Consider the following 26190-nt stretch of genomic DNA (forward strand, 5'->3'; position numbering starts at 1 on the left):
TCGGCCCCGCGTACTCGGCGGATCAGCGCCAGTCGGCGTAGGCGGTGTAGTTGTCGTACGCGTCGTCCCGGTTCGCCCCTCCCGAGGCGCCGTCCGCGGACTCGTCGAGGTCCTCCGGAAGCAGGCTCCACACCAGCAGGTCGGTGCGGATCTCGGCCCAGCGGCCGTCCTCGGTCTGGGTGCGGACGATCCCGGCGTTGCGCAGCACGCCCTCGCTCACGCAGCCGATCTTCTGCGCCACCTGCTGGGAGGCGGTGTTGTCCGCGGCGGTGCGCAGTTCGACGCGTTCGAAGCCCTGGTCGTCGAACAGCCAGCGGCATACCGCGAGCACCGACTCGCAGGCGTAGCCCTCGCCCCGCGCCCAGGCGGCGGTGAGGTAGCCGATCTCGGTTCCGCGGATGCGCCAGTCGGTGTGCTGGAGCTGTACGGTGCCGACCAGCCGCTGGGTGAGCAGCTCGGTGACGGCGAGCACCAGGCCGCGGCCCTCGGCGCGCTCCCTGGCGGCGGTGGCGGTGACGTACTCGCGGGCGTGCCGGTCGGTGTACGGCTGCGGTACGCCCGTCCACGCGGTGACCAGTTCGTCGTTCATCATCTCCACGAGCGCGGGGATGTCCGCCTCCTCGTACGGACGCAGCACCAGCCGCTCCGTACTGAGCGAGATGTCCGGAAAGGTGGAGGTCATTCGCTGCTCCGTAACCAGGGCACGTGTGGATTGCACAGCATGCAGCATCAGGCGCGGCGTGCGCCGGGCAGGGTAGGCGCGGCCGGGAGCGCTGCCCGGGCGGGCGGCGCCGCGGGTGCGGGCCGGCGAACGCCCTTCCAGGGTAGGGGGAATGGCCGTCGGGGCGGGTATCCGTGAACGTCATCCGATGCTGCTACCGTCAGCCCGCGTGACAGTGCACCACGCAGCAGGAGTCGGGTACCAGCGGGCCGCGGGGGTATACGAGCGCTCCCGGCCCTCCTATCCGCTGGCCGCGCTGGCGGCGCTGGCGGACGCGCTGCCGCTTGAGCAGGGCCGGACCGTGGTCGACCTGGGCGCGGGAACGGGCAAGTTCACCCGATTGCTCGCGCTGACCGGCGCCGAGGTGCTCGCGGTGGAGCCGGTGAAGGAGATGCGCGAGCGCCTGGCGGAGCTGCTGCCGGGCGTGGCGGCGACCGGCGGTACCGCGGAGGACACCGGGCTGCCGGGCGGGTGCGCGGACGCGGTGGTGGCCGCGCAGTCCTGGCACTGGTTCGACGCGCGGGCGGCGCTGGCGGAGGTCGAGCGGCTGCTGCGGCCGGGCGGGGCCCTGGCGCTGGTCTGGAACACCTACGACACGTCGGTGCCCTGGGTGCGGGACTTCCAGGACATCTACTTCCGGCTCGCGCCGCGCGATCTGCCGAGCCCGCCGCTGGCCTCGGGTCTGGGCGAGCACCACCCGGGGGCGTGGCGCGAGGCGTTCGCGCACCGGGCGGGCTGGGGGCCGATCGAGGAGCGGCACTGGCCCAACCCGCACAGCACGACGGTCGCGGACGTGGTCGAGCGGATGATGTCCTCCAGCCACATCGCCGTCCTGGACGCGGCCGCGCAGGCGCGGGTGCGCGCCGAGGTGGAGTCCGTGCTGGGCGCGCACGACGCGACCCGCGGCAGCGGGGCGATCGAGATGCCGTACACCACGGACGTGTACTGGACGCGGTACGAGGGCTGAGCGCACGAGGGCCGGCGGGCGGTCGGCGAGGCGCCCGGGCTCGCGCGGCCCGGGACGGCGAACGGCAGGCGGCAGGCGGCAGGCGGCAGGCGGCGCCAGGACGGCCGGCCTGCCGCCGGGGCGTACGGCGGGGGTGGCGGACGGCGGGGGTGCGCGCCCGTAATACAGTCGACGCATGCTCGACGCGGTCATCATCACGGTCTCCGTCACCGCGCTGCTGCTCGCGGCGTGGTGCGGTTTCGCGGCGTACCGCGACTCGCCGACCAAGGACTGGCATTTCGGCGGGATGGCCGTGGTGACGCTGGCCGCACTTGTCCAGTTGGTGGTCTCGATCGCGCAGCTGGCCCGCGGCGACCGGCCCGACCAGGGGATGGCGGTGTTCCTCGCCTACCTCGTGGGCGCGGCCTGCACCATTCCGGCCGCGGCCTTCATGTCCCTGGCCGAGCGGACCCGCTGGGGCTCCGCCATCGTCGCGGCCGGCGGCGTCATCCTGGCCGTGCTCGAACTGAGGCTGCACGAGATCTGGGGAGCCGGCCATGGCTGACCGCACTTCGCCCGCCGAGTCCGCGCCCGCCGCGGAGCACGCCCCGCCCGGGTCCCCTCCCAGGCCCGCAGCCGCCCGGATCGGTACCGGGCCCGGACGGCTGCTGCTGTGGCTGTACGGGATCTTCACGGTGGCCGCGCTGTCCCGGTCGATCGTGCAGATCAGCACGAAGTTCCACCACGCGCCGCTGGCCTACGTGCTCTCCGCGGTGGCCGGGGTGATCTACGCCGCGATCCTGGCCGCCCTGGTCAAGGGCGGCGAGACGGCCCGCCGGGTGGCGCTGGTGTGCTGCTCGGCGGAACTGCTCGGCGTGATCGGGGTGGGGACGTGGACGGTGGTGGACTCCTCGGCGTTCCCGGACCAGACCGTGTGGTCGTACTACGGGGCCGGCTACATCCTGCTGCCCGTGCTGATGCCCGTCACCGGGCTGATGTGGCTGCGCCGGGCCGCGAGGGAAGAGGCCGCGCCCGGCACGGGTGAGTAGTCACGCCCGGCACGGGCGAGTAGTCACGCACGGCCGCCCCGCGCGGACACCGGTCCGCACGGGGCAGCGCGCGCGCCGTCACGCGCTGGCGGCGTAAGGGGTGTCCGCCGACTTCTCCATGGTGACCAGGCTCAGCCGCCTGGTGACCGGCTCGGCCGCGCCCACCTGCTCGTAACCGCGCTTGCGGTACATCCGCAGGTTGACCTCGCTGCGGTGGCCGGTGAGCAGGCGGTACCGCTTGGCCTCGGCCTCGGCGGCGAGCCGGCCCTCCAGGGCGGCCAGCAGCCGTCCGCCCAGGCCGTGCCGCTGCAGACGCGGGTGGACGATCAGTTTGCCGATCCGGGCGGTGCCGTCCACGTCGACGTCGCCGCGCACTGAACCGACGACTTCCTCGCCCAGCCGCGCGACCAGGACCACGGACCGCGCGAGCTCGGCGCGCAGCTCGTCCAGGGTCTGGGTGAGCGGCTCGATGGAGTAGTCGCCGTACAACTCCGCCTCGCCCTGGTAGCAGAGGTACTGGAGTTTCAGGATCTTCTCCGCGTCGCTGTCGAGCGCCGTGGAGATGGTCACGCTCATGCCCATGCGCGCACGCCTCCCCTTCGAATCCGTCCGGGCAGTTGAGGGTGGTGAGCGCCCGGAACGTGTGCCTGAACGGAGTTGGCGCGGGTGTGCGCCGCGTCCGTTGGCGCCGATGATCGCACAAACAATCCGGCCGGGTACCGCCCAGGCGGCGCCCGTCACGGTCTCGTCCGGGCGTGCCGAGGGTGCCCACTGCCGCTGACTGTTTACCGTGCCTTACCCCGCTGGGCCAGGGGTCCAACCCTCGATTTCAAAGCCGCCCGAAGACAGCCGAGACAACGCGAGCGCAGGGGCCCGAGGCTGCCCTGTGAGATTCCCAACTCCCTGGAGATTTCCTGGTAAGTGGGGTCGGAACCGGACATCAGGGCCGCGACGACCTGTGGGCAGCGGCCGGGCAGGGCGCGGACGGCCGCGGCCACGGTCCGGCGCTGGTCGGCGGCGACCACGAGGTCGGCCGTCGCGGAGCCGGGCGGGCCGGCCGGTCCGGTGTCGTCGTCGTAGGGGCGTACGCCGCTGAGGGCGCGTGCCGCGCGGGCCTCGGCACGCACCGCCCCGGCCACCCAGCGGGCCGGCTCGGCGGGCCGGGCGCCGCCGAGCTCCAGCAGCCGCAGCCACACGGCCTGTTCGAGGTCGGCGGGGTCGATCCCGGAGCCGGGCGGCGCGTGTGCGGCGGCCTCGGCGGCCAGCAGCGGCCGCAGCGCGGGGTAGGCAGCGGCGAAGGCGTCGCCCCGCCCGGCGGCCGGGGCGCCGGGCGGGCGCGAGCCCGCCGACGGCGTGCCGGGCGAACGCCGGTCGGACGAGGTCCGCGGGGTCCGCGGGGTCCGCGGGGGGTGCAGGGTCTGCGAGGTCTGCGAGGTGTGCGAGGTCTGCATACCGGCGGCCACGAGACGCCCGCGGCCGGCGGTTGCGGGCCGGGGGCGGCGTTCACCGGGGTGGGTGGCCCGGTTCACCCCGCCGAGGGGCCGGCCTGGGCACGGCGGTTGTCAACACCGTGTAGCCACCGGGTGAGCCCGGCGTGCGAGGGGCCGGTATGCGGAAGTATCGTCCTCATGTACGGCCCGGCCCGCCGCGACGGCGCGGCCGGTCCGCGAGCCGTCGACCGTACGAGACCGGAGGGTCCGTTGTCCCGCATGTCCCGCAGTGTGCTGAAGGCGATTCTGCTGGTCCTGATGCGTGTCCTGTACCACCCCAGGGTCGAGGGCGTGGAGAACATCCCGGACGAGGGTCCGGTGATCGTGGCGGGCAACCACGTCACCTTCATCGACTCGATGTTCCTGGGGCTGGTGGTGAAGCGGCAGGTGTTCTTCATCGGCAAGGACGAGTACGTCACCGGCAAGGGGGTCAAGGGCCGGCTGATGGCCTGGTTCTTCACCACCTGCGGCATGATCCCGGTGGACCGCGACGGCGGGCACGGCGGCGTGGCGGCCCTGATGACGGGCCGGCGCGTGCTGGAAGAGGGCCGGATCTTCGGCATCTACCCCGAGGGCACCCGCTCCCCCGACGGCCGCCTCTACCGCGGCCGTACCGGTATCGCCCGGCTGGCGCTGATGACCGGCGCACCGGTGGTGCCGTTCGCGGTGATCGGTACGGACAAGGTCCAGCCGGGCGGGCGCGGCCGGCCCCACCTGGCCCCGGTGACCATCCGCTTCGGCTCCCCCCTGACCTTCTCCCGCTACGAGGGCATGGACCGCGACCGCTACGTCCTGCGGGCGGTGACCGACGAGGTGATGTCCCACGTGATGCGCCTGTCCGGCCAGGAGTACGTGGACGTCTACGCCACCAAGGCCAAGGCCGCCGCCTGACCCGCCCCGCCGCCCGCCGGCCCCCCGTACCGCTCCGGCGGGAACTGCTCGACCCGACGGGGCGTCAGTTGCGGTAGGGCGTACGGGAAGGGGTCGCGAGTGCGGCGAGCGGTGCGGCGGGCGTTGGTGCGTGGGCTGGGCGCGGGGGTCGTGGCCGGGGCGGTGGTCTCGGCCCTGATGCTGGGCGGGAGCCCGGGCGGCGGCGCGGGCAGCGGACCGCGCGGTGACACGGCCGCACGTGCCGCCGCGCCACGGGCCGAACCGGCCAAAATGCCCGCCGACGACGAGTCGTGCCGGCCGCGGGAGAGCTATCGTCCGCCGTCCGTCATGCCGCAGCCCGGCCACATGCCGGCCGGCTCCACGATGGCGGCGATCGTCAAGCGCGGCCGGCTGATCGCGGGCGTCGACCAGAACTCGTACCTCTTCGGCTACCGCGACCCGCTGACCGGGAACCTGGACGGCTACGAGATCCGCATGCTGCGGCGCATCTCGACGGCGCTGTTCGGCAGGGACGACCGGATCGAGTTCCGTACGATCAGCTCGAACCAGCGGATCCCGGTGCTCAGCCCGGACCGCAAGGTGAACCCGGACCCGGTGGACATCGTGGTCGACTCGATGACCATCAACTGCGACCGGTGGAAGAGCGTGGCCTTCTCCACGGACTACATGAACGCCGGCCAGAAGGTCCTGGTGCCCAAGTCGTCCACCGCGAACTCCATCCGGGACCTCGGCGGCAAGAAGGTCTGCGCGGCCGGCGGCACCACCTCGATCGACACCCTGCGCGCGCTGAAGGACCCCGCGGTGATCCCCTGGCCCGTGAAGGACTGGACGGACTGCCTGATGCTGATGCAGCTCGGCCAGGTCGCCGCGGTCTCCACCGACGACACCATCCTGATCGGCCTGCACAAGCAGGACCCGAACACCAAGCTGATCGGGCCCCGCTTCACCGACGAGCCGCACGGCGTCGCGATGCAGTCGCAAGCGATCGACTTCGTGCGCTTCGTCAACGGCGTGCTGGAGCAGATGCGGCAGGACGGCTCGCTGGCCCGCCTCGGCCAGGACTGGCTGGGGCAGGACTACGGTCCCGACTTCGCGCCGCCCGCCCCGGAGTACCGGGACTGACCGCAGTACCGGGGCCGACAGGGCGGGGGGCCGACCGGGAGGACGGACGGCCCGGTCCGGGCGCGCCCCACGACCGGGCCGGGACCGGGGCCGGGGCCGGGGCCCGCTCCGGTCAGTTCCCCCCGCGCGCCCAGGCGTGCTGCGCCGCCAGGTCCGCCTTGACCTCGGCGAGCTGGACGGCGACCGCGCTCGGCGCCGTACCGCCGCGGCCGTCGCGAGCGGCGAGCGCGCCGGACACGTCGAGCACCGACCGCACCCGCGGGGTGAGGTGCTCGGAGATCTTCGCGAACTGTTCGTCGGTCAGCTGGTGCAGCTCGATGCCCTCGGCCTCGCAGGCCTTGACGCACTCCCCCGCCACCTCGTGCGCGACGCGGAACGGCACGCCCTGCCGTACCAGCCACTCCGCGATGTCGGTGGCCAGCGAGAACCCGGCCGGGGCCAGCTCCTCCAGGCGCTCGCGGTGGACGGTGAGGGTGGCCAGCATCCCGGTGAGCGCGGGCAGCAGGACCTCCAGCTGGTCGCAGGAGTCGAAGACCGGCTCCTTGTCCTCCTGCAGGTCGCGGTTGTACGCCAGCGGGAGCGCCTTGAGCGTCGCCAGCAGCCCGGTCAGGTTGCCGATCAGGCGCCCGGACTTGCCGCGGGCCAGTTCCGCGATGTCCGGGTTCTTCTTCTGCGGCATGATCGAGGAGCCGGTGGAGAAGGCGTCGTGGAGGGTGACGAAGGAGAACTCCTTCGTGTTCCAGATGATGACCTCCTCGGCGATCCGGGAGAGGTTCACGCCGATCATGGCGGTGATGAAGGCGAACTCGGCCGCGAAGTCGCGGGAGGCGGTGCCGTCGATGGAGTTGCCGACGCTGCCCCGCTCGAAGCCGAGGTCGCGGGCGACGGCCTGCGGGTCCAGGCCCAGCGAGGAACCGGCCAGCGCGCCGGACCCGTACGGGGACACGGCGGTGCGCTCGTCCCACTGCCGCAGCCGCTCGGCGTCCCGGGACAGCGCCTGGGCGTGGGCCAGCACGTGGTGGGCGAAGAGCACCGGCTGGGCGTGCTGGAGGTGGGTGCGGCCGGGCATCGCCACGTCGGGGTGCGCCTCGGCGAGGCCGACCAGCGCGTCCTGCAGATCGGCGATCAGGTCGCCGATGATCCGGGCGTGGTCGCGCAGGTACATCCGGAACAGCGTGGCGATCTGGTCGTTGCGGGACCGCCCGGCCCGCAGCTTGCCGCCGAGCTCGGGGCCGACCCGCTCCATCAGGCCGCGTTCGAGGGCGGTGTGCACGTCCTCGTCGGCGATGGTGGCGGTGAACGCCCCGGCCGCCACATCGGCTTCGAGGGTGTCGAGCCCCGCCGTCATCCGGTCGAGTTCGCCCTGGTCGAGCAGTCCGGCCCGGTGCAGCGCGCGGGCGTGCGCCCGGGAGCCGGCGATGTCGTACGGGGCCAGGCGCAGGTCGAAGTGGACGGAGGCGGAGAGCTTCTCCAGCGCGGCGGACGGCCCGTCGGCGAATCGCCCTCCCCACAGCTTGGCGTCCTTGGCGCTCCGGCCGCCGGGTACGACGTGCTCGCTCACGGGTCACTCCTCACGGTTCTTCCACTGCTGAGCATAAGTATGCAGTGGACTGCATGAAACGTCAAAACGCCAGGTCGGCGGGTCGGCGAGGGTGCGGAAAACCGCGGACGGCGGTACGGCGCGGTGGCGTGCGGTACGGCCGGGGCGGCTCAGCCCTCGCCCTGGGCCAGCCGCAGCAGGTGGTCGGCGAGCTTCTGGCCGCCCGCCGGGTCGCGGCTGATGAGCACCACCGTGTCGTCCCCCGCGATGGTGCCGAGGATGTCGTACACCTCGGCCTGGTCGATGGCGGAGGCGAGGAACTGGGCGGCTCCCGGAGGGGTGCGGACCACCACGAGGTTGGCCGACGCCTCGGCGGAGATCAGGAGTTCGCCGGCCAGCCGGCGCATCCGCTGCTCCTTGACCGACTCGCCGAGCGGCGCCTGGGGGGTGCGGAAGCCACCCTCGGAGGGGACGGCGTAGATCAGTTCGCCGTCGTTGGTGCGGATCTTGACGGCGCCGAGTTCGTCGAGGTCCCGGCTGAGCGTCGCCTGGGTGACGCTCAGCCCGTCGTCGGCGAGCAGCTTGGCGAGCTGGCTCTGCGACCGCACCGGCTGCCGGCCGAGGATGTCCACGATCCTGCGGTGCCGTGCCGTACGGGTCTGCGGTACGGCATGGCCGCCGTTCGCCTGCGCCTCGCTCATCGCCTCGTCTTTCTGCGTCGTCACTGCTCCGCGGCCGCGGTCGCCCGGGCCGCCCGGGCCGCCTGATCGAGGACACCGGGCAGCGCCCGCAGCAGCGCGTCGGTCTCGGTGTCGCCGACGATCAGCGGCGGGGCGAGGCGTACGGTGTCGGGCACGGCCGCGTTCACGAGGAAGCCGGCGTCCTGAGCCGCCTTCTGCACAAGGGCGGAGAGCGGCTCGGTGAGCACGATACCCAGCAGCAGGCCCGCACCGCGCACATGATCGACCAGCGGGTGTCGCAGCGCCTCGATGCCCTGCCGCAGCTTCTCCCCCTGCCGCTTGACGTTGTCCAGCAGCCCCTCGGCGGCGATGGTGTCGAGAACGGCGAGCCCGGCGGCGCAGGCGACCGGGTTGCCGCCGAAGGTCGTGCCGTGGGCGCCGGGGGTGAGCAGGTCGGCGGCGGGCCCGAAGGCGAGGGTGGCGCCGATCGGGAGTCCGCCGCCCAGGCCCTTGGCGAGGGTCACCACATCGGGCTCGACGCCCTGCGTCTGGTGCTCGAACCAGTGGCCGGTGCGGCCGATGCCGGTCTGCACCTCGTCGAGTACCAGCAGGGTCCCGGTCGCCTCGGTGATCTCCCGGGCCGCCCGCAGATAACCGGCCGGCGGTACGACCACGCCGTTCTCGCCCTGGATCGGCTCGATGATCACCAGGGCGGTGTCGGTGGTGACGGCTGCCCGCAGCGCGTCGGCGTCGCCGAACGGCACATGGGTGACGTCGCCGGGCAGCGGCTCGAAGGCCGCGCGCTTGGCGGGCTGGCCGGTCAGGGCGAGCGAGCCCATGGTGCGGCCGTGGAAGGCGCCCTGGGTGGCGACCATGCGGGTGCGTCCGGTGAGCCGGCCGATCTTGAACGCGGCCTCGTTGGCCTCGGCGCCGGAGTTGGCGAAGAACACCCGGCCGGGCCGGCCGGTCAGCGCGAGCAGGCGTTCGGCGAGCGTGATCGCGGGTTCGGCGATGAAGAGGTTGGAGACGTGGCCGAGGGTGGAGATCTGCCGGGTGACCGCCTCGACCACCGCGGGGTGGGCGGTGCCCAGGCAGTTCACGGCGATCCCGCCGAGGAAGTCGAGGTACTCCTTGCCGTCGGCGTCCCAGAACCGGGTGCCCTCGCCGCGGACCAGCGGCAGCCTGGGCAGCCCGTAGTTGTCCATCAGCGAGCCCCGCCAGCGTTCCGCCAGCTCCTCGTTGGACACGGTGGTCACTGAACTCCCCCTTCTGCTGTGTGTGGTGTCGCGTCCGAGGCCGGTACGGGGACGGCTCGCGGGCCGGCGGCCGATTCCGGCGCCGGGGCCGGGTCCGAGCGCGGCTCCGATTTCGACGTCGGGTCCGGGTCCGGGTCCGGGACGACCATCGTGCCGATGCCCTCGTCGGTGAAGATCTCCAGCAGGATCGAGTGCTGGACCCGCCCGTCGATGACGCGGGCGGTGCGTACGCCGCCGCGCACGGCGTGCAGGCAGCCCTCCATCTTGGGGACCATGCCGCTGGACAGCTCCGGCAGCAGCTCCTCCAGCTCGCTCGCGGTCAGCCGGCTGATCACCTCGTCGCTGTTCGGCCAGTCCTCGTACAGGCCCTCGACGTCGGTGAGGACCATCAGGGTCTCCGCGCCGAGGGCGGCCGCGAGCGCGGCGGCCGCGGTGTCGGCGTTGACGTTGTAGACGTGGCCGTCGTCGGCGGCCCGGGCGATCGAGGAGACCACCGGGATCCGGCCGTCGTCGAGGAGCGCCTGGATGGCGCCGGGGTCCACCGCGGTGATCTCGCCCACCCGGCCGATGTCGACCGCCTCGCCGTCGATCCGCGGGTAGTGCTTGACGGCGCTGATGGTGTGGGCGTCCTCGCCGGTCAGGCCGACCGCGAGCGGGCCGTGCCGGTTGAGCAGGCCGACGAGTTCGCGCTGCACCTGGCCGGCCAGCACCATGCGGACCACGTCCATGGCCTCGGGCGTGGTGACCCGAAGGCCCGCCTTGAACTCGCTGACCAGTCCGTGCCGGTCGAGCTGGGCGCTGATCTGCGGGCCGCCGCCGTGCACGACGACCGGCCGCAGCCCGGCGTGCCGCAGGAAGACCACGTCCTGGGCGAACGCGGCCTTCAGCTCCTCGTCGACCATGGCGTTGCCGCCGAACTTGATGACGACGATCTTGCCGTGGTGCCGGGTCAGCCAGGGCAGGGCCTCGATGAGGATGCGGGCCTTGGGCAGGGCGGTGTGCTTGCGCGGGGGGACCCCCTGCCGGATGTTGGGGGAACTCATGAGCTGTAGGCGCTGTTCTCGTGGACGTAGTCGGCGGTCAGGTCGTTGGTCCAGATCACGGCGGACGCGTCGCCCGCGGCGAGGTCGGCGGTGACGGTCACCTCGCGGAAGCGCATGTCGACCAGCTCGCGGTCGTCGCCGACGGAGCCGTTCCGGCACACCCACACGCCGTTGATGGCGACGTTGAGCCGGTCGGGGTCGAACTCGGCGCCCGTGGTGCCGATCGCGGACAGCACGCGGCCCCAGTTGGGGTCCTCGCCGTGGATGGCGCACTTGAGCAGGTTGTTGCGGGCGATGGACCGGCCGACCTCGACGGCGTCGTCCTCGCCGGCCGCGTTCACCACCTCGATCCTGATGTCCTTGCTCGCCCCCTCGGCGTCCCCGATGAGCTGCCGGGCCAGGTCGGCGCAGACGCTGTGGACGGCGTCGGCGAAGTCGTCGTAGCCCGGGGCCACCCCCGAGGCGCCGGAGGCCAGCAGCAGCACGGTGTCGTTGGTGGACATGCAGCCGTCGGAGTCGGCCCGGTCGAAGGTGCGCCGGGTCGCGTCCCGCAGCGCCTTGTCGAGGGTGGCGGCGTCCACGTCGGCGTCGGTGGTCAGGACGGCCAGCATGGTGGCCAGGCCCGGGGCGAGCATGCCGGCGCCCTTGGCCATGCCGCCGACGGTCCAGCCCGCGGAGCCGCCGGAGCCGCCGGGGCCTTCCGCGACGGCGGTCTTGTGAACGGTGTCGGTGGTCTTGATGGCGATGGCGGCCTTCTCGCCGCCGTACTCGGACAGTTCGGCGGCGGCCCGCACGATGCCGGGCAGCAGCTTGTCCATCGGCAGGAAGGTGCCGATCAGGCCGGTGGAGGCGACCGCGACCTCGCCGGCGCCGCAGCCGAGTGCCTCGGCCGCCTTCTCGGCGGTGGCGTGGGTGTCCTGGAAGCCCTTGGGGCCGGTGCAGGCGTTGGCGCCGCCGGAGTTGAGGACGACGGCGGTGAGCTCGCCCGCCTTGAGCACCTGCTGCGACCACAGCACGGGGGCGGCCTTCACACGGTTGGAGGTGAAGACGCCCGCGGCGGCGCGGCGCGGCCCGGTGTTGACCACGAGGGCCAGGTCCGGTTGGCCGTTCGCCTTGATCCCGGCGGCGATGCCCGCCGCCGTGAACCCCTTGGGTGCGGTCACGCTCATGGAGCGACTCCGATCGTGGAAAGGCCGGTCGCCTCGGGCAGCCCGAGGGCGATGTTCATGCTCTGCACGGCGCCGCCGGCGGTGCCCTTCGTGAGGTTGTCGATGGCGCTCACGGCGATCACGCGCCGGGCGGCCTCGTCGAAGGCGACCTGGAGGTGGACCGCGTTCGAGCCGTACACGGAAGCGGTCGCGGGCCACTGGCCCTCGGGGAGCAGGCGGACGAACGGCTCGTCGGCGTACGCCTTCTCGTAGGCGGCCCGCACGTCGGCGGCCGTGACGCCGGCCCGCGCCTTGGCACTGCAGGTGGCGAGGATGCCGCGCGGCATGGGCGCGAGGGTGGGGGTGAAGGAGACGGAGACGGGCTCGCCGGCCGCCGCGCCGAGGTTCTGCATCATCTCGGGGGTGTGCCGGTGGACGCCGCCGACGCCGTACGGGGACATCGAACCCATGACCTCGGAGCCGAGCAGGTGCGGCTTGGGCGCCTTGCCCGCGCCCGAGGTGCCGGAGGCCGCGACGACGACCGCCTCGGGTTCGACGAGCGCGGCCCCGTACGCGGGTACGAGCGCGAGCGAGACGGCCGTCGGGTAGCAGCCGGGCACCGCGATCCGCTTGGCGCCGGCCAGCGCGGCCCGCGCCCCGGGCAGTTCGGGCAGCCCGTACGGCCAGGTCCCGGCGTGCGGCGAGCCGTAGAACCGCTCCCAGTCCGCCGGGTTCCGCAGCCGGAAGTCGGCGCCCATGTCCACGACCAGCACGTCGGGGCCGAGCCGTTCGGCGACGGCGGCGGACTGCCCGTGCGGCAGGGCCAGGAAGACCACGTCGTGGCCGTCGAGCACCTCGGGGTCGGTCCCGGCCAGCACCCGCCCGGCCAGCGGACCGAGGTGCGGCTGCAGGGCGCCGAGCTCCCGCCCGGCGTTGCCCGCGGCGGTCAGCGCCCCGATCTCGACGTGCGGGTGCCCCAGAAGCAGCCGCAGCGCCTCCCCGCCCGCGTACCCACTGGCTCCCGCCACCGCAACCCGCAGCACCATCGAACCCTCCTCGCCGATGGCATGACTATACGAGCTGCCGCACTTTTATGCAAAGCCGCCGCGCATATGTGCCCGCCAGGACACCTGGACACGTGGACACCCGGGCACCTGGGGGCCCGCCGGGCGGGCCTCAGTGCTTGGTGGCCCGCAGCACGACGAACTTCGGGGTGGAGGCGACCAGCTCGCAGTCGCCGAACAGGCGGCGCAGCCGGACGTGGTAGCCGAGGTGGCGGTTGCCGACCACCCACAGTTCACCGCCGGGGCGCAGGGCGGCGCGGGCGGTGGCGAACATGCGGCGGGCGGTGGTGTCGGTGGTGGCCCGGTGGGAGTGGAACGGCGGATTGTTCAGGACGAGGTCGGCGCTCTGCGGCGGGAGCGCGGTCAGGGCGTCGGCGACCAGGAACTCGGCCTTCGCCGCGGGGCCGGCGTTGGCGCGGAAGGTGGCCTCGGCCGAGGCCACGGCCTGGTGGGACTCGTCGACGAAAAGGATCTCGCAGGCGGGGGCGGCCAGTGCGGCGGCGGTGCCGACGACGCCGTTGCCGCAGCCGAGGTCCACCACACGCCCGGCGCCGCGCGGTACGGGCAGGTGCTCCAGCAGGACCCGGGTCCCGATGTCGAGGCGGTCGGCGCAGAAGACGCCCGCGTGGCTGGTGACGGCGCGGCCGGACATGGGGCCGATGGCGTCCGGGAGGGTGTACCGCAGCGGCCAGGGGCTCGGCTCGCGGGGCAGCGCGGGGTCGGGGTCGCACAGGATCAGCCGCGCCTTGCGGACGGCGAGGGACGTACGGGTCGGGCCGAGGATCCGCTCGAACAGCCGCAGGGTGGAGGTGTGGATCTCGGTGACCATGCCGGCGCCGACGACCACCGTCCCGGCGTGCACGGCCGGGGCCAGCCGCCGCAACTGGTCCTCCAGCAGCGCCAGGCTCTTGGGCACCCGTACCAGCAGGACGTCGATCCGCTCCGGCGGGGTGTCGCGCGTCGACAGCAGCCGGACCGCGCCGGTCTCCTCGGCCTCCCCGGCCGCCCCAGGCGCGCACCTGCGCAGGTTCTCCGCGGTGGCCCGCTGACCGAGAAAGGAGTCCGAGATCTGGACGTACGGGGCGTGCGGGGCGCGCGGGGCCGGGTGGCGCGCGGCCAGCGCCGTCGTGAGCGCCCCCCACCGGTCGCCGAGCACCACCACCTGGCCGGACAGGTCGGTCCCGGTCCGCGCGAGGTGCCGCAGGACGTAGTCGTCGGCGGCGTCCCAGGCCCGCAGCTGCTCCCGCGGCGCCGCCGGGTACCGGGTCAGGTCGAGGTCGCCCCACGGCGAGCTGAATCGATGCATCGTGGGGCTCAGGCTAACCGCTGCGGCCTGGCCATGCGTCATCCGAATCCCTACGATCCCGCTCATGACCGAACCGCATGACTTCCCCGCCTCCTGGCTGCGGGTCTTCACCGAGGTGGCCCGCCTGGGGTCCTTCACCGCCGCCGGGCGGGCGCTGGGCTACACCCAGTCCGCGGTGTCCCGGCAGATCTCGGCGCTGGAGGGCGAGGCGGGGGTGCCGCTGTTCGACCGCCTGGCGCGCGGGGTGCGGCTGACCGAGGCGGGCGGCACCCTCCTCCCGCACGCCGAGGCCGTGCTGGGGCGGCTCGCCGCGGCCCGCCGCGACCTGGCCGCGCTGCGGGACCTGACGGCGGGGCGGGTCCGGGTCGGGGGGTTCGCCACCGCGCAGGTGTCGCTGCTGCCGCGCGCCGTCACCGCGTACCGCTCCCGCCACCCGAACGTGGCGCTCCGCGTCGAGGAGGGGCTGACCGGCCGCCTCGTGGCCCGGCTGCTGGCCGGGCACCTCGACGTCGCGGTGGTGTCGACCACCGGCTCGGCGCCGTTCGACGGCCTCGACCTCGTGCCGCTCCTCACCGACCACATGGTCGTCGCCCTCCCGGCCTGCCACCCGCTGGCCGGCCGGGACGCGATCGGCCTGGCCGAACTCGCCGACGAGGAGTGGCTCGCGGGCAGCGCGCGACCCGCGGACACGCTGATGTCGCACTGCCTGCGGATGGGGTTCCGCCCCCGGATCAGCCTGGTCGTGTCCGACTGGCTGGCCAAGCAGGGCTTCGTCGCGCAGGGACTCGGGATCACCCTCGTCCCCTCGCTGGCGGTCGCGGCCGTGCGCCCGGACCTCGCCCTCGTCCCCCTCCTGCCCGACCAGGTCCCGGTCCGCCAGGTCTACGCGGCCACCTGCCGCGATCTGCACCGCACGGCGGCGACCGAGGAGTTCCTCGCGGTCCTGCGGGAAACGGCGGCCGCCGCCGCGGCGCAGGCGGCACGGGCCCCCGTGGGCGAACCCGCGTGAGCCGCGCGCCGGTCCGCGCGAGCCGTACGTGAGGCGCGTGCCTCGTGAGCCGCGGGCGCGGGTCCCGTGTCGCGGCGGGGCGTGCCCTCACCCGATCATCCGAGGTTCCATTGCTGGTTGCTGCCGCCGTTGCAGGTCCACAGTTCGACGAGGGCGCCGTCGGCGGTGGATCCTCCGGTCACGTCCAGGCAGAGTCCTGACTGCGCCCCGGTGATGGTGCCGTTGGAGTTGAACTGCCACTGCTGATTGCTCTGGCCGGTGCAGGGCCAGATGATCACCTTGGTGCCGGGGCCGGTGCCCTGCCCGCTGGCGTCCAGGCAGTCCGTCGTGCCGTTGTTGGTCACGGTCAGCTGGTTCGAGGACGTGCGGGTCCAGGTCTGGTTCGCCTGGCCGTTGCAGCCCCAGATCTGCATCTGCGTGCCACCGGTGGTGCTCCCGTACGGGTCGTCCAGGCACTTGCCCGCGCCATCCGCGTGCAGGGCCCCTGTGCTGGTGCCGCCGCCGCTGCCGGGTGCGTATCCGGCGGCGTTGATGTTGGCCTGAACGGCGTTCTCGGTGGCGTCGGAGGGGTAGCCCGCCGTCATCGCGCCCTCGTAGAAGGTGCCGGCGCCGCCGTCGCTGTTGTCGCCGCCGATGCCCAGCAGGATCGCGCCTTCCTTGTGCATCGGGTTGTAACCGGCCGGGCGCGGTCCGCTGTAGAAGGTGGACAGGCTCCCTGACTGGGCGTCGCCGCCGCGGATCGCCCACTGGTTCGACCCGCCCTTGACCATCGCGGTGGTGAACCGGTGGTTGATCGTCGGGTCGCCGGAATTCCGGCTGTTCACGTTGGAACCGGAGAACAGGCCGTTCTCCAGGTCGGCCATGATCCACGGTCCGTTGCCGGCGCCGGTGTCCCAGTAGGAGGCGTTGCCGAAGTAGATGGCCTCCATGGTGCCGTTGCCGTCGTCGTTGTTGCTGGTCTCGGCGTTGCCGTAGTCGAAGCAGCACCCGTTGTCGTAATGGGTGCCGTCGACGATGTCGTATTCATGCCCTCGGGACTGTCCCCGGTGGCGACGCCGCTGGTGCTGTCGTCGCGGTACCCGATGCCGGTCGACGTGTAGACACCGTAGGCCTCGTGTCCACCGATGGTGATGGGCGCGGCGGTGGCATTGGCGGGGCTGTCAGGGGTGTGCACGTACCCGCCGGCGGGCGCCGGAGTCAGGTTGTTGCCCCGCCCGGACTGGTCGTAGATCACCGTGATCACACAGCTCGTGCCCGCGCAGAACGAGTCCTGCGCGGCGGCGTCGGCGACCCCGCCCGCGGAGAGCGGACCGATGTTCGTGGTCGCCCCGTCCGAGGAACGCCGCACCTGGTACAGCGGACCGCCGTACGACGCGTACAGCGCGCGCGTCGTCGAGTGCGCCGCCACACACGGCGTGCCACCGGCCGCGTAGATGTCGCACGGCCCCTGCGACGCGGCGTGCGCCGCACCGGTCGAGGCCGCGGTGCCGACGAACGCGCCGAGGACGAGCACCATCCCGGCTCCGAGGCTTCCGAGTCTGCGTCGACCGCCCCATGCGCTTGCCTTCATGCCTTCTCCCAGCTCCGCGTTGAGCACGACTGACTGTGAGCGCTAACATCAAGCCTCTCTCGATACCTCTACAGTAAAGAAGCTCGACAGTTTCGACAGATGGTGACGCTCCCTCATCCCCCGGCGCCCTGTCAAGGAGGGCGACGACCCGCGCCTGCTCCGCGCGCTTCGCCTCGCCGCCGAACCCGCGCTCGGCGCGGTCAGCCTCGCGGGAGACCGGGCCGGGAGCCCGACGCGACGCCGCGGGGGAAAATGTCTACGCGGTCACGGGCCGCGCGGACGGCCCTCGCGACGCTTCCCGAGACCGCGCATCGCGCGCGGACACCGGACGATCGAGAAACAAAACTCCTAACATGCGCGACAGCTTTCTCGGCCAGGACGCCCTCCCGCAGACGCACCTGGACCGCACCTCGGGCCCGGGCGGCACCGCGCGACCCGGCCGATGGCGCCCTCCGCCCCAGCGGCTGCGACACCGCCTCCTACCTGCGCGAATACGGCCGGGACGCCACACGGCCGCCGGCCGCGCTCCGCATCACGTGATCGATCCCGACGCAACAGTGAACGACGCCGACCGCTGCCGCCGCCCCGGTCCTCGGGGCGCGGCGCCCGGTTCGCAGGCTTGACCGGTATCGCGAACCCGCACCAGGATGGGAGCGCTCCCATAGCTTTTTCGAGTCCGATCCGGCGTCGCCCCATCGGCCTGGAGGCCGGGTGTCGCGCCAGAAACGAGGTTTGGCATGCACATGCCTGTCTTGCGGAAAGGCAAGCGGCTGCGAAGATTCGCGGCGGGCGCCGCGGCGGTCCTGACCATCGCCGCGCTCCCCGTGGCGCGGAGCACGACCGCCCACGCGGCGAGCGCGACGGTCGATGTCACGGTCAACGCCGACGAAGGGTTGGGGACGGTCCCTTCCACCGCTTACGGCGCGAATCAGGCCGTGTGGGACGGCAGCATGAACACGCCGGCAGCCGCGAGCGTGCTGCGTGCGGCGAACGTGGGCATGATGCGCTACCCCGGCGGCTCCTACGGCGACGGCTACCACTGGCAGACCAACACGGTCACAGGCGGCGGATACGTCGCGCCCGGCACCGACTTCGACTCGTTCCAGGGCACGGCCCAGTCCGTCGGCGCGCAGGCCATCCTGATCGCGAACTACGGCTCGGGGACCGCGGACGAAGCCGCCGACTGGGTGAAGTACGCCAACATCACCAAGGGCTACCACGACCAGTACTGGGAGATCGGCAACGAGGTCTACGGCAACGGCCACTACGGCGCCGACTGGGAACTCGACCAGCACGCCGACAAGAGCCCGACCGCCTACGCGACCGGCGTGGTGCAGTACGTGAAGGCGATGAAGGCCGTCGACCCCACCATCAAGGTCGGCGTCGTGCTCACCCTGCCGGACAGCTGGCCCGACGGGGTCGTGGCCTCCGGTGACAGCAAGGACTGGAACCAGACCGTGCTGCCGATCGTCGGCCCCTACGTCGACTTCGCGAGCGTGCACTACTACCCGAATCACACCACCGCCGCCGACATCCTGCAGCAGACCAAACTGCTGCCCGCCGAACTCGCGCAACTGCGCGAGCAGATCGATCAGTACGCCGGGGCGAACGGCCCGGACATCGGCATCGCGGTGACCGAGGCCCAGTCCAACTTCCAGTCCGACACGCAGGTCGGCGCCTTGTTCGACACCGACATGTTCTTCACCGCGCTGGAGAACGGCGCCTTCACCGTGGACTACTGGGACACGCGCAACGGCACGGACTGCAGCAACATCACCACCGCTCCCGACGGAGCCACGGACTACGGCGACGGAGGCCTGCTCTCCAGCGGAGCGTCCTGTGAACCGCCGTGGAACACCCCCTTCCCCTCCTACTACGGGCTGCAGATGCTCAGCGATGTCGCCCAGCCCGGCGACACCCTGGTCAACTCCTCCTCGGACAACGCCCTGCTCTCGGTGCACGCGGCCCGCAACACCAACGGCGACCTGAGCGTCGAACTGGTCAACCAGGACCCGACCAGCGCCTACACCGTCAACCTGAACTACGCCGGCTGGACACCCAGCGGCGCCACCCCGACCGTCTACACCTACGGCGACGAAGCCACCTCGATCACCAGCGCCCGGCAGGGCACGGCCGGCACCCAGGTCGTCCCGCCCTACTCGATCGTGACCGTGAAGCTCACCCCGTCGCCGGACAACCCGGTCGACCGCGCCCTGACCGCGCCCGGCAGCCCGACCGCCTCCTCCGTCGGCGCGGACGGCGCGACGATCTCGTGGCAGCCGTCCACCGGCGGCGACGTGACCCGCTACGAGGTCTACCAGCAGTTCGGCACCAACAGCGTGCTGCTCGGCGAATCGACCTCGACCTCGTTCACCGCGCACAACCTGCGGCCCGGCACCTCCTACACGCTCAACGTGCTGGCCACGGACCAGAAGGGCTACCTCAGCGCGCCCTCCGTACCCGTGACCTTCACCACCGGCACGCCGCACGACAGCACGTGCGCCGTGAGCTACTACCTGAGTACCGGCTGGGACAGCGGCTTCGTCGCGAACATCTCCGTCACCGACACCGGCCCCGCCCCGATCGACGGCTGGACACTGGCCTTCAGCTTCCCCACGACCACCGAGACCGTCTCCGGCAGCACATGGAACGCCACCTACGCCGAGAACGGACAGAACGTGATCGTCACCCCGTCCACCGACAACGCCCACCTGGCCGCGAACAGCGGCAACACCGTCAGCTTCGGATTCGTCGGCAACCAGACCGGCGCCAACCCGCCACCCACCGCGTTCACACTCAACGGCACCGTCTGCACCACCACCTACCTGTCCTGACGCCGGACACGGATCCATGAGAGCCGGCCGGGAGGCACGCGCACCCGCCTCCCGGCCGAGCCGAGCCGACCCGTCCCGGCCCCTCCCCGGCCCGGTCAGGCCGGCCGTACCCGCTTCGGGTAGTGGTCCGCGACCACCCGGCTCATCGCGCCCAGCGGATCGGACCGCACCTGGGTGGCCGAGAAGTAGACGTTGCCGCGCACCTGCGGGAAGTCCGCGTCGAAGGTCAGGTGGCGGGAGAGTTCGGCCGGGTCCTGCCAGGCGGCGGGCTGGCCCGCGGCGCCGACCTTGTACAGGGCCTCGCCGATGAACAGCCGCACCCGCGTGCCGGCGACGACGTCGGACCACCAGGGGACGAGCGTGGCGTAGTCGGCGGCCGCGAAGCCGATGTTCCAGTACACCTGAGGCACAACGTAGTCCAGCCATTCCTCCTTGACCCACTTGCGGGTGTCGGCGTGCAGGTCGTCGTAGGTCTGGACGCCCGCGGCCGTGGCGGAACCGAGCGCGTCGGTGGTGGAGTTGCGCCACACGGCGAACGGGCTGATGCCGAACCGGGTGCGCGGCCGGATCCGTTTGAGGCGCGCGGCCGTCTCGCTGACCAGCAGGTCGATGTTGTTGCGGCGCCAGGCGTCGCGGTCGGGGAAGCCGGCGCCGTAGCGGGCGTAGGCGTCGTCGTCCTGGAAGACCTGGCCGGCCACCGGATAGGGGTAGAAGTAGTCGTCCCAGTGCACGGCGTCGATCGGGTAGCGGCGGACCGCGTCGAGCATCGCGTCCTGGACGAAGCGGCGGACCTCGGGCAGGCCGGGGTTGTAGTAGAGCTTGCCGCCGTAGGCCACCACCCAGTCCGGGTGCACCCGGGCCGGGTGGGTGGGCAGCAGGGCAGCCGGGTCGGCGGTCATGGAGACGCGGTACGGGTTGAACCAGGCGTGCAGTTGCAGGCCGCGGCGGTGCGCCTCCTGGACGGCGGTGCCCAGCGGGTCCCAGCCGGGGTCCTGCCCCTGAGTGCCGGTCAGGTAGCGCGACCAGGGCTCGTACGGGGACGGCCAGAGAGCGTCGGCGGTGGGGCGGACCTGGAGCATCACCGCGTTGAGGCGCCGCTCGACGGCCAGGTCGAGCAGGTCGAGCAGCTCCTGGCGCTGGCGTTCGGCCGGCAGGCCGGGGGCGGAGGGCCAGTCGGTGTTGGCGACGGAGGCGATCCACATGCCGCGCAGTTCGGGCCGCCGTCCCGGCCGGCCGCCGCCCACCGCCACCGGGCCGGTGTCCGGTACGGACCCGGTTCCGCGGCCTGCCGCGGCGGACGCGGGCCCGGGCAGCGCGGCCGAGGCCAGCGCTCCCGCCGCGGCCGCGGTGAGGGTTCTGCGCGAGAGCCGTCCCATCGGGTGTTCCTCCTCCTGATCGCCCGTCATGACCCGCCGATGATGGGCTGTCGCGGGCGTGGCGGCAACCGCCGAATGGTCCATGCCACTGAAGTGCCCCGACCGGCGGGCCCGGTGGCCGTACGGACCCGGCCACGGGCCTTTCTCGGCGGCCGGGCCGGGGGCTAACATCGGACCAATCATGGGAGCGCTCCCATGACTTCGGGCCATGCGCCCCCTTTCCGGGCCCCCACGTCCGGCTTCTCGTCCACCCCCCACCACAGAGGACGCCCTATGCTCCGCAGACCGATCGCCGCGCTGGTCGCGGCGCTCTCCTTGATCGGCGGCGCCGTGACCGTCGCCTCGGCGACCGCGGCCGCCTCCGACGCCGCCGGATCCCGGCAGGCCGCGCCGCGGGCGGTCGCCGACTCGTACACGTGGCAGAACGTGCAGATCGGCGGCGGCGGTTTCGTCCCCGGCATCGTCTTCAACCAGTCGGAGAAGAACCTCGCCTACGCGCGGACCGACATCGGCGGCGCCTACCGGTGGAACGAGGCGGCCAAGTCCTGGATCCCGCTGCTGGACGGGACGGACTGGGACCACTGGGGCCGTACCGGGGTGGTGAGCCTGGCCACGGACGCCCTGGCGCCGGACAAGGTGTACGCGGCGGTCGGCACGTACACCAACTCCTGGGACCCGGGCACGGGAGCGGTCCTGCGCTCCTCCGACCGCGGCGCCACGTGGCAGGCCACCGACCTGCCGTTCAAGCTGGGCGGCAACATGCCCGGCCGCGGCATGGGCGAGCGGCTGGCCATCGACCCCAACAAGGACAGCGTCCTGTACCTGGGCGCGCCCAGCGGCAACGGGCTGTGGCGCAGCACCGACTCGGGCGTCACCTGGTCGAAGGTCGCCTCCTTCCCCAACCCCGGCACCTATGTGGCGGACCCCAACGACACGACCGGCTACCAGAGCGACAACCAGGGCGTCGTGTGGGTGACCTTCGACCCGCGCACCGGCACCAAGGGGTCGGCCACCCAGACGGTGTACGTGGGCGTGGCGGACAAGAGCAACACCGTCTACCGCTCCACGGACGGCGGCGCCACCTGGTCGCGGCTGGCCGGCCAGCCCACCGGTTACATCGCGCACAAGGGCGTCCTCGACCCGGTGAACGGCTACCTGTACCTCACCACCAGCGACACCGGCGGCCCGTACGACGGCTCCAAGGGCCAGGTGTGGCGGTACGCGACAGCCACCGGCACCTGGACGAACATCAGCCCGATGTCCGACTCCGACACGTACTTCGGCTACAGCGGCCTGACCGTCGACCGGCAGCACCCGGGCACCATCATGGCGACCGGCTACAGCTCCTGGTGGCCGGACACGATGATCTTCCGGTCCACCGACAGCGGCGCCACCTGGACCCGGGCCTGGGACTACACCAGCTACCCCGACCGCAGCAACCGCTTCACCATGGACATCTCGTCCGTGCCGTGGCTGACCTTCGGCACGAACCCCTCGCCGCCCGAGCAGACGCCGAAGCTGGGCTGGATGACCGAGTCGCTGGAGATCGACCCGTTCGACTCCGACCGGATGTGGTACGGCACCGGGGCCACCATCTACGGCACCGACGACCTCACCGACTGGGACAAGGCCGGCGGCAAGATCACCATCAAGCCCAACGTCAAGGGCCTGGAGGAGACGGCCGTCAAGGACCTGATCAGCCCGCCGTCCGGCGCGCCGCTGATCAGCGCGCTCGGTGACCTCGGCGGCTTCCGCCACGCCGACTTGAACACGATCCCGTCGACGATGTTCACCCAGCCCACGTTCACCACCACCGACGCCCTGGACTTCGCGCAGGGCACCCCGGCCACGATGGTCCGGGTCGGCGAGGTGGACTCCAGCTCGACCTCGCACCACATCGCCTTCTCCACCGACGACGGCGCCGACTGGTGGCAGGGCGCGGAGCCGTCCGGGGTGAGCGCCGGCGGCACGGTCGCCGCGGCGGCCGACGGCAGCCGCTTCGTGTGGAGCCCGGTCGGCACCGGCGTGAACTACACGGTGGGCTTCGGCAATTCGTGGACGGCCTCGACGGGCATCCCGACCGGCGCGGTGGTCGGCTCGGACCGGGTGAACGCCAAGAAGTTCTACGGCTTCTCGGCCGGGAAGTTCTACGTGTCCACCGACGGCGGCGCGAGCTTCACCGCCACCGCGGCGACCGGGCTGCCGTCGAGCGGGACCGTGCAGTTCAAGGCGCTGCCCGGCACCGAGGGCGACATCTGGCTGGCCGGCGGCGCCACCGGCGGCACGTACGGCCTGTGGCACTCCACCGACTCCGGCGCCTCCTTCACCAAGGTCGCCGCCGTCCAGGAGGCGGACAACATAGGCTTCGGCAAGGCGGCGCCCGGCGCGAGCTACCCCGCCCTCTACACCAGCGCCAAGGTGGGCGGCGTGCGCGGCCTGTTCCGCTCCACCGACGAAGGCGCGACCTGGGTGCGGATCAACGACGACGCCCACCAGTACGGCTGGACCGGCGGCGCCATCACCGGCGACCCCCGGGTCTTCGGCCGGGTCTACGTGGGCACCAACGGCCGCGGGATCGTCTACGGCGACACGACGGACTCCGGTGGCACGTCCACACCCCCGACCACCCCTCCGACCACGCCCCCGACGACGCCGCCCACGACTCCTCCGACGACGCCCCCGACCACACCTCCGACCACCCCGCCCACCACGCCCGCCGGCTCGGGCTGCGCGGTGGCGTACTCCATCACCAACCAGTGGCCCGGCGGCTTCCAGGCCTCGGTGACGATCCACAACACCGGCTCGACGGCGATCGGGAACTGGAAGGTGAGCTGGGACTTCACGGCCGGCGAGACCATCACCTCGCTGTGGAGCGGGACCGCGAGCCAGAGCGGCAGGACCGTCACGGTGACGGCGCCGAGTTGGGCCCCCTCGATACCGCCCGGCGGGACGGCGACCTTCGGCTTCACCGCCACGTCCTCCGGGACCCCCGCGGTGCCGCTGGGCTTCGAACTGAACGGGAACGGCTGCTCGATCATCACATGAGCCGGGCGTCACACGAGTCCGGCATCGCGTGACTGGGCATCGCGTGAGCCGGGCATGACCTGAAAATCGGCGTCACCTGAAGCCGGGACCGGCCCCAGCCGGTCCCGGCTTCTCCGTTCAGCGGTAACGTCTGTCCGGTGGACGAGGCACGACGGGGCACACGGCGAGGGGTTGACGAGTGAGTGACATCCAGCGTGTCGGAGTGGTCGGCGCGGGCCAGATGGGTTCGGGCATCGCCGAGGTGTGCGCGAAGGCCGGGCTCGACGTCCGGGTCGCCGAGACGAACGGCGAGGCGCTGGAGCTGGGCCGTGCCAGGCTGTCGAACTCCCTCGGCAAGGCGGCCGAGCGCGGCAAGATCACCGCCGGGGAGCGGGACACGGCGCTGGAGCGGCTCACCTTCACCACCGATCTGGGCGATTTCGCCGACCGCGACCTGGTCATCGAGGCCGTGGTGGAGAACGAACAGGTGAAGACCGACATCTTCCGGGTCCTCGACCAGGTGGTCACCCGGCCGGACGCCATTCTCGCGTCCAACACCTCCTCCATCCCGCTGGTCCGGCTCGCGGTCGCCACCTCGCGCCCGGACCAGGTGATCGGCATCCACTTCTTCAACCCCGCGCCCGTGCAGCGCCTGGTCGAGCTGATCCCGGCGCTCACCACCGGCAGTGACACGGTCAAGCGCGCGGACCACCTGGTCACCGAGGTGCTGGGCAAGCACGCGATCCGCGCGCAGGACCGGGCCGGCTTCGTGGTGAACGCGCTCCTGGTGCCGTACCTGCTCTCCGCGATCCGGATGTTCGAGTCCGGCATCGCCACGCGCGAGGACATCGACAACGGCATGGAGATGGGCTGCGCCCACCCGATGGGCCCGCTGAAGCTCTCCGACCTGATCGGCCTGGACACGGTCGCGGCGATCGCCGACTCGATGTACGCCGAGTACAAGGAGCCGCTGTACGCGGCGCCGCCGATCCTGCAGCGGATGGTGGACGCCGGGCGGCTGGGCCGCAAGACGGGCGCGGGGTTCTACAGCTACTGAGGTACGGACGGGTCGCGGTACGGACAGGGGTACGAGCGGGCGGGCCGCGGGCAGGCAGCGCGCGGGCCGCAGGCGGCACACGGCACACGGCACACGGCACACGGCACACCGGGGGGTCACTTCCCGCCGCTGTGCTCCTCGTAGGCCGCGACCACGTCCTCGGTGGGGCCGTCCATCAGCAGCTCGCCCCTCTCCAGCCAGATCACCCGGTCGCAGATGTCGCGGATGGAGTTGTTGTTGTGGCTGACGAGGAAGACGGTGCCGGCCTCCTTGCGCAGCTCGCGGATGCGGGACTCCGAGCGCTTCTGGAAGGCGCGGTCGCCGGTGGCCAGCGCCTCGTCGATCATCAGCACGTCGTGCCGCTTGGCGGCGGCGATGGAGAAGCGCAGCCGGGCGGCCATACCGGAGGAGTACGTGCGCATCGGCAGCGAGAGGAAGTCCTCCTTGTCGTTGATGCCCGAGAAGTCCACGATGCCCTGGTAGCGCTCGCGGACCTCCTCCTTGGACATCCCCATGGCGAGGCAGCCGAGGACGACGTTGGTGGCGCCGGTCAGGTCGTTCATCAGCGCCGCGTTGACGCCCAGCAGGGACGGCTGGCCGTCGGTGTAGACCCGGCCGCGCTCCGCCGGGAGCAGGCCCGCGATCGCCTTGAGCAGGGTCGTCTTGCCGGAGCCGTTGGAGCCGATGATGCCGATGGCCTCGCCGCGGTAGGTGGTGAAGCTGACGCCTCTGACGGCGTGGACGGTGTGGACGTTCGGCGAGCCCTGCCGCAGCAGGAGGCGGCGCAGCGCGGCCGTGGCGTTGCCGTGGCCGGTGCCGGCGCCGTGGATGCGGTACACGACGTGCAGTCCGTCGACGACGACGGTGGGTACGCGGGTGGTGGCGCCGGGCCGCCGGTCGTCGGCCGGCCCGGCGCCGTTCACGTGGGCCGTCGGTGCCGCGCCCGTCCCGGCCGGCACGGTCGCGGAGCCGTCGGCGCCCGCGGCGGCGGGGGCCTCGCCGTCGCCGGCCGCCGCAGGGCGTGCGGCGGGCGCGGCGGCCGGTGTGCCCGTGGTCTGTTCAGC

At 72.5% G+C, this 26190-nt stretch carries 20 protein-coding genes and 2 pseudogenes; 9 read left to right on the forward strand and 13 right to left on the reverse strand.

What is annotated here, in order from left to right:
* Positions 1-22: 22 nt before the first annotated feature.
* The gene (locus tag K7G61_RS06300) at positions 23-682 is read right to left on the reverse strand and encodes a GNAT family N-acetyltransferase (protein WP_225845657.1); all 660 of its coding nucleotides are present in this window, start codon (positions 680-682) and stop codon (positions 23-25) included.
* 208 nt (positions 683-890) lie between these two features.
* On the opposite strand from K7G61_RS06300, the gene K7G61_RS06305 reads away from it, so the two are divergent.
* The 3 genes from K7G61_RS06305 (at position 891) to K7G61_RS06315 (ending at position 2716) form a co-directional block, all read left to right on the forward strand.
* Positions 891-1688 carry a class I SAM-dependent methyltransferase gene (locus K7G61_RS06305; protein ID WP_225845658.1) on the forward strand — a complete coding sequence of 266 codons (798 nt, stop codon included), beginning with the start codon at positions 891-893 and terminating at the stop codon, positions 1686-1688.
* A gap of 175 nt (positions 1689-1863) precedes the next feature.
* Positions 1864-2232 (forward strand): hypothetical protein, encoded by a 369-nt coding sequence (locus K7G61_RS06310; RefSeq protein ID WP_225845659.1) that lies wholly within the window; start codon positions 1864-1866, stop codon positions 2230-2232.
* The gene (locus tag K7G61_RS06315) at positions 2225-2716 is read left to right on the forward strand and encodes a hypothetical protein (protein ID WP_225845660.1); all 492 of its coding nucleotides are present in this window, start codon (positions 2225-2227) and stop codon (positions 2714-2716) included. Before K7G61_RS06310 ends, K7G61_RS06315 begins: the two co-directional genes overlap by 8 nt.
* 78 nt (positions 2717-2794) lie before the next feature.
* Here K7G61_RS06315 and K7G61_RS06320 read toward each other — a convergent pair whose 3' ends face one another.
* Complete coding sequence (locus K7G61_RS06320; protein ID WP_225845661.1) at positions 2795-3298, reverse strand: GNAT family N-acetyltransferase; 504 nt, start codon at positions 3296-3298, stop codon at positions 2795-2797.
* Positions 3299-3501: 203 nt separating this feature from the next.
* Complete coding sequence (locus K7G61_RS06325; RefSeq protein WP_308190594.1) at positions 3502-4167, reverse strand: sigma-70 family RNA polymerase sigma factor; 666 nt, start codon at positions 4165-4167, stop codon at positions 3502-3504.
* Between the two features lie 258 nt (positions 4168-4425).
* Here K7G61_RS06325 and K7G61_RS06330 point away from each other — a divergent pair, with 258 nt between their 5' ends.
* The gene (locus tag K7G61_RS06330) at positions 4426-5097 is read left to right on the forward strand and encodes a 1-acyl-sn-glycerol-3-phosphate acyltransferase (RefSeq protein ID WP_225845662.1); all 672 of its coding nucleotides are present in this window, start codon (positions 4426-4428) and stop codon (positions 5095-5097) included.
* 99 nt (positions 5098-5196) lie between these two features.
* Positions 5197-6219, forward strand: a complete 1023-nt coding sequence (locus K7G61_RS06335; protein ID WP_225845663.1) for a glutamate ABC transporter substrate-binding protein — start codon at positions 5197-5199, stop codon at positions 6217-6219.
* A gap of 112 nt (positions 6220-6331) precedes the next feature.
* Here the strand turns inward: K7G61_RS06335 and argH are convergent, their stop codons facing one another.
* The 7 genes and pseudogenes from argH to K7G61_RS06370 all read right to left on the reverse strand — a co-directional run bounded on the left by argH (position 6332) and on the right by K7G61_RS06370 (position 14256).
* Positions 6332-7780 (reverse strand): argininosuccinate lyase, encoded by a 1449-nt coding sequence (argH, locus tag K7G61_RS06340; RefSeq protein WP_225845664.1) that lies wholly within the window; start codon positions 7778-7780, stop codon positions 6332-6334.
* A 149-nt stretch (positions 7781-7929) separates the two neighbouring features.
* Positions 7930-8460, reverse strand: coding sequence for an arginine repressor (locus K7G61_RS06345; RefSeq protein ID WP_225845870.1), 531 nt, complete (start codon positions 8458-8460; stop codon positions 7930-7932).
* Between the two features lie 20 nt (positions 8461-8480).
* The gene (locus K7G61_RS06350) at positions 8481-9644 is read right to left on the reverse strand and encodes an acetylornithine transaminase (protein WP_263984004.1); all 1164 of its coding nucleotides are present in this window, start codon (positions 9642-9644) and stop codon (positions 8481-8483) included.
* A gap of 173 nt (positions 9645-9817) precedes the next feature.
* Positions 9818-10738: pseudogene (gene argB / locus K7G61_RS06355) on the reverse strand (acetylglutamate kinase); the annotation flags it as partial.
* The gene (gene argJ / locus K7G61_RS06360; RefSeq protein WP_225845665.1) at positions 10735-11907 is read right to left on the reverse strand and encodes a bifunctional glutamate N-acetyltransferase/amino-acid acetyltransferase ArgJ; all 1173 of its coding nucleotides are present in this window, start codon (positions 11905-11907) and stop codon (positions 10735-10737) included. The pseudogene argB and the gene argJ, both read right to left, overlap by 4 nt.
* The gene (gene argC, locus K7G61_RS06365; protein ID WP_225845666.1) at positions 11904-12932 is read right to left on the reverse strand and encodes an N-acetyl-gamma-glutamyl-phosphate reductase; all 1029 of its coding nucleotides are present in this window, start codon (positions 12930-12932) and stop codon (positions 11904-11906) included. The genes argJ and argC overlap by 4 nt, the downstream gene beginning before the upstream one ends.
* 130 nt (positions 12933-13062) lie before the next feature.
* Positions 13063-14256 carry a methyltransferase gene (locus K7G61_RS06370; RefSeq protein ID WP_225845667.1) on the reverse strand — a complete coding sequence of 398 codons (1194 nt, stop codon included), beginning with the start codon at positions 14254-14256 and terminating at the stop codon, positions 13063-13065.
* 64 nt (positions 14257-14320) lie between these two features.
* Between K7G61_RS06370 and K7G61_RS06375 the strand changes: the two genes are divergently transcribed.
* On the forward strand, positions 14321-15265 hold the full coding sequence (locus K7G61_RS06375) for a LysR family transcriptional regulator (RefSeq protein WP_225845668.1): 945 nt from the start codon (positions 14321-14323) through the stop codon (positions 15263-15265).
* A 95-nt stretch (positions 15266-15360) separates the two neighbouring features.
* Here the strand turns inward: K7G61_RS06375 and K7G61_RS06380 are convergent.
* Positions 15361-16781, reverse strand: a pseudogene (locus K7G61_RS06380) (arabinofuranosidase catalytic domain-containing protein).
* A 797-nt stretch (positions 16782-17578) separates the two neighbouring features.
* On the opposite strand from K7G61_RS06380, the gene K7G61_RS06385 reads away from it, so the two are divergent.
* The gene (locus tag K7G61_RS06385; protein WP_225845669.1) at positions 17579-19669 is read left to right on the forward strand and encodes a cellulose binding domain-containing protein; all 2091 of its coding nucleotides are present in this window, start codon (positions 17579-17581) and stop codon (positions 19667-19669) included.
* A gap of 95 nt (positions 19670-19764) precedes the next feature.
* Here K7G61_RS06385 and K7G61_RS06390 read toward each other — a convergent pair whose 3' ends face one another.
* Positions 19765-21045 carry a glycoside hydrolase family 10 protein gene (locus tag K7G61_RS06390; protein WP_225845872.1) on the reverse strand — a complete coding sequence of 427 codons (1281 nt, stop codon included), beginning with the start codon at positions 21043-21045 and terminating at the stop codon, positions 19765-19767.
* Between the two features lie 273 nt (positions 21046-21318).
* On the opposite strand from K7G61_RS06390, the gene K7G61_RS06395 reads away from it, so the two are divergent.
* Both K7G61_RS06395 and K7G61_RS06400 read left to right on the forward strand, forming a co-directional pair.
* Positions 21319-24090: a cellulose binding domain-containing protein gene (locus K7G61_RS06395; protein ID WP_225845670.1), complete on the forward strand. Its 2772-nt coding sequence runs from the start codon at positions 21319-21321 to the stop codon at positions 24088-24090.
* A 178-nt stretch (positions 24091-24268) separates the two neighbouring features.
* A complete protein-coding gene (locus K7G61_RS06400; RefSeq protein WP_225845671.1) occupies positions 24269-25126 on the forward strand; it encodes a 3-hydroxybutyryl-CoA dehydrogenase in 858 nt (285 codons plus the stop codon).
* 116 nt (positions 25127-25242) lie between these two features.
* Here K7G61_RS06400 and K7G61_RS06405 read toward each other — a convergent pair whose 3' ends face one another.
* A complete protein-coding gene (locus tag K7G61_RS06405; RefSeq protein ID WP_225845873.1) occupies positions 25243-26049 on the reverse strand; it encodes an ABC transporter ATP-binding protein in 807 nt (268 codons plus the stop codon).
* Positions 26050-26190: the final 141 nt, after the last annotated feature.

This window comes from Streptomyces sp. HPF1205 (assembly GCF_020400825.1).
GTDB lineage: Bacteria > Actinomycetota > Actinomycetes > Streptomycetales > Streptomycetaceae > Actinacidiphila.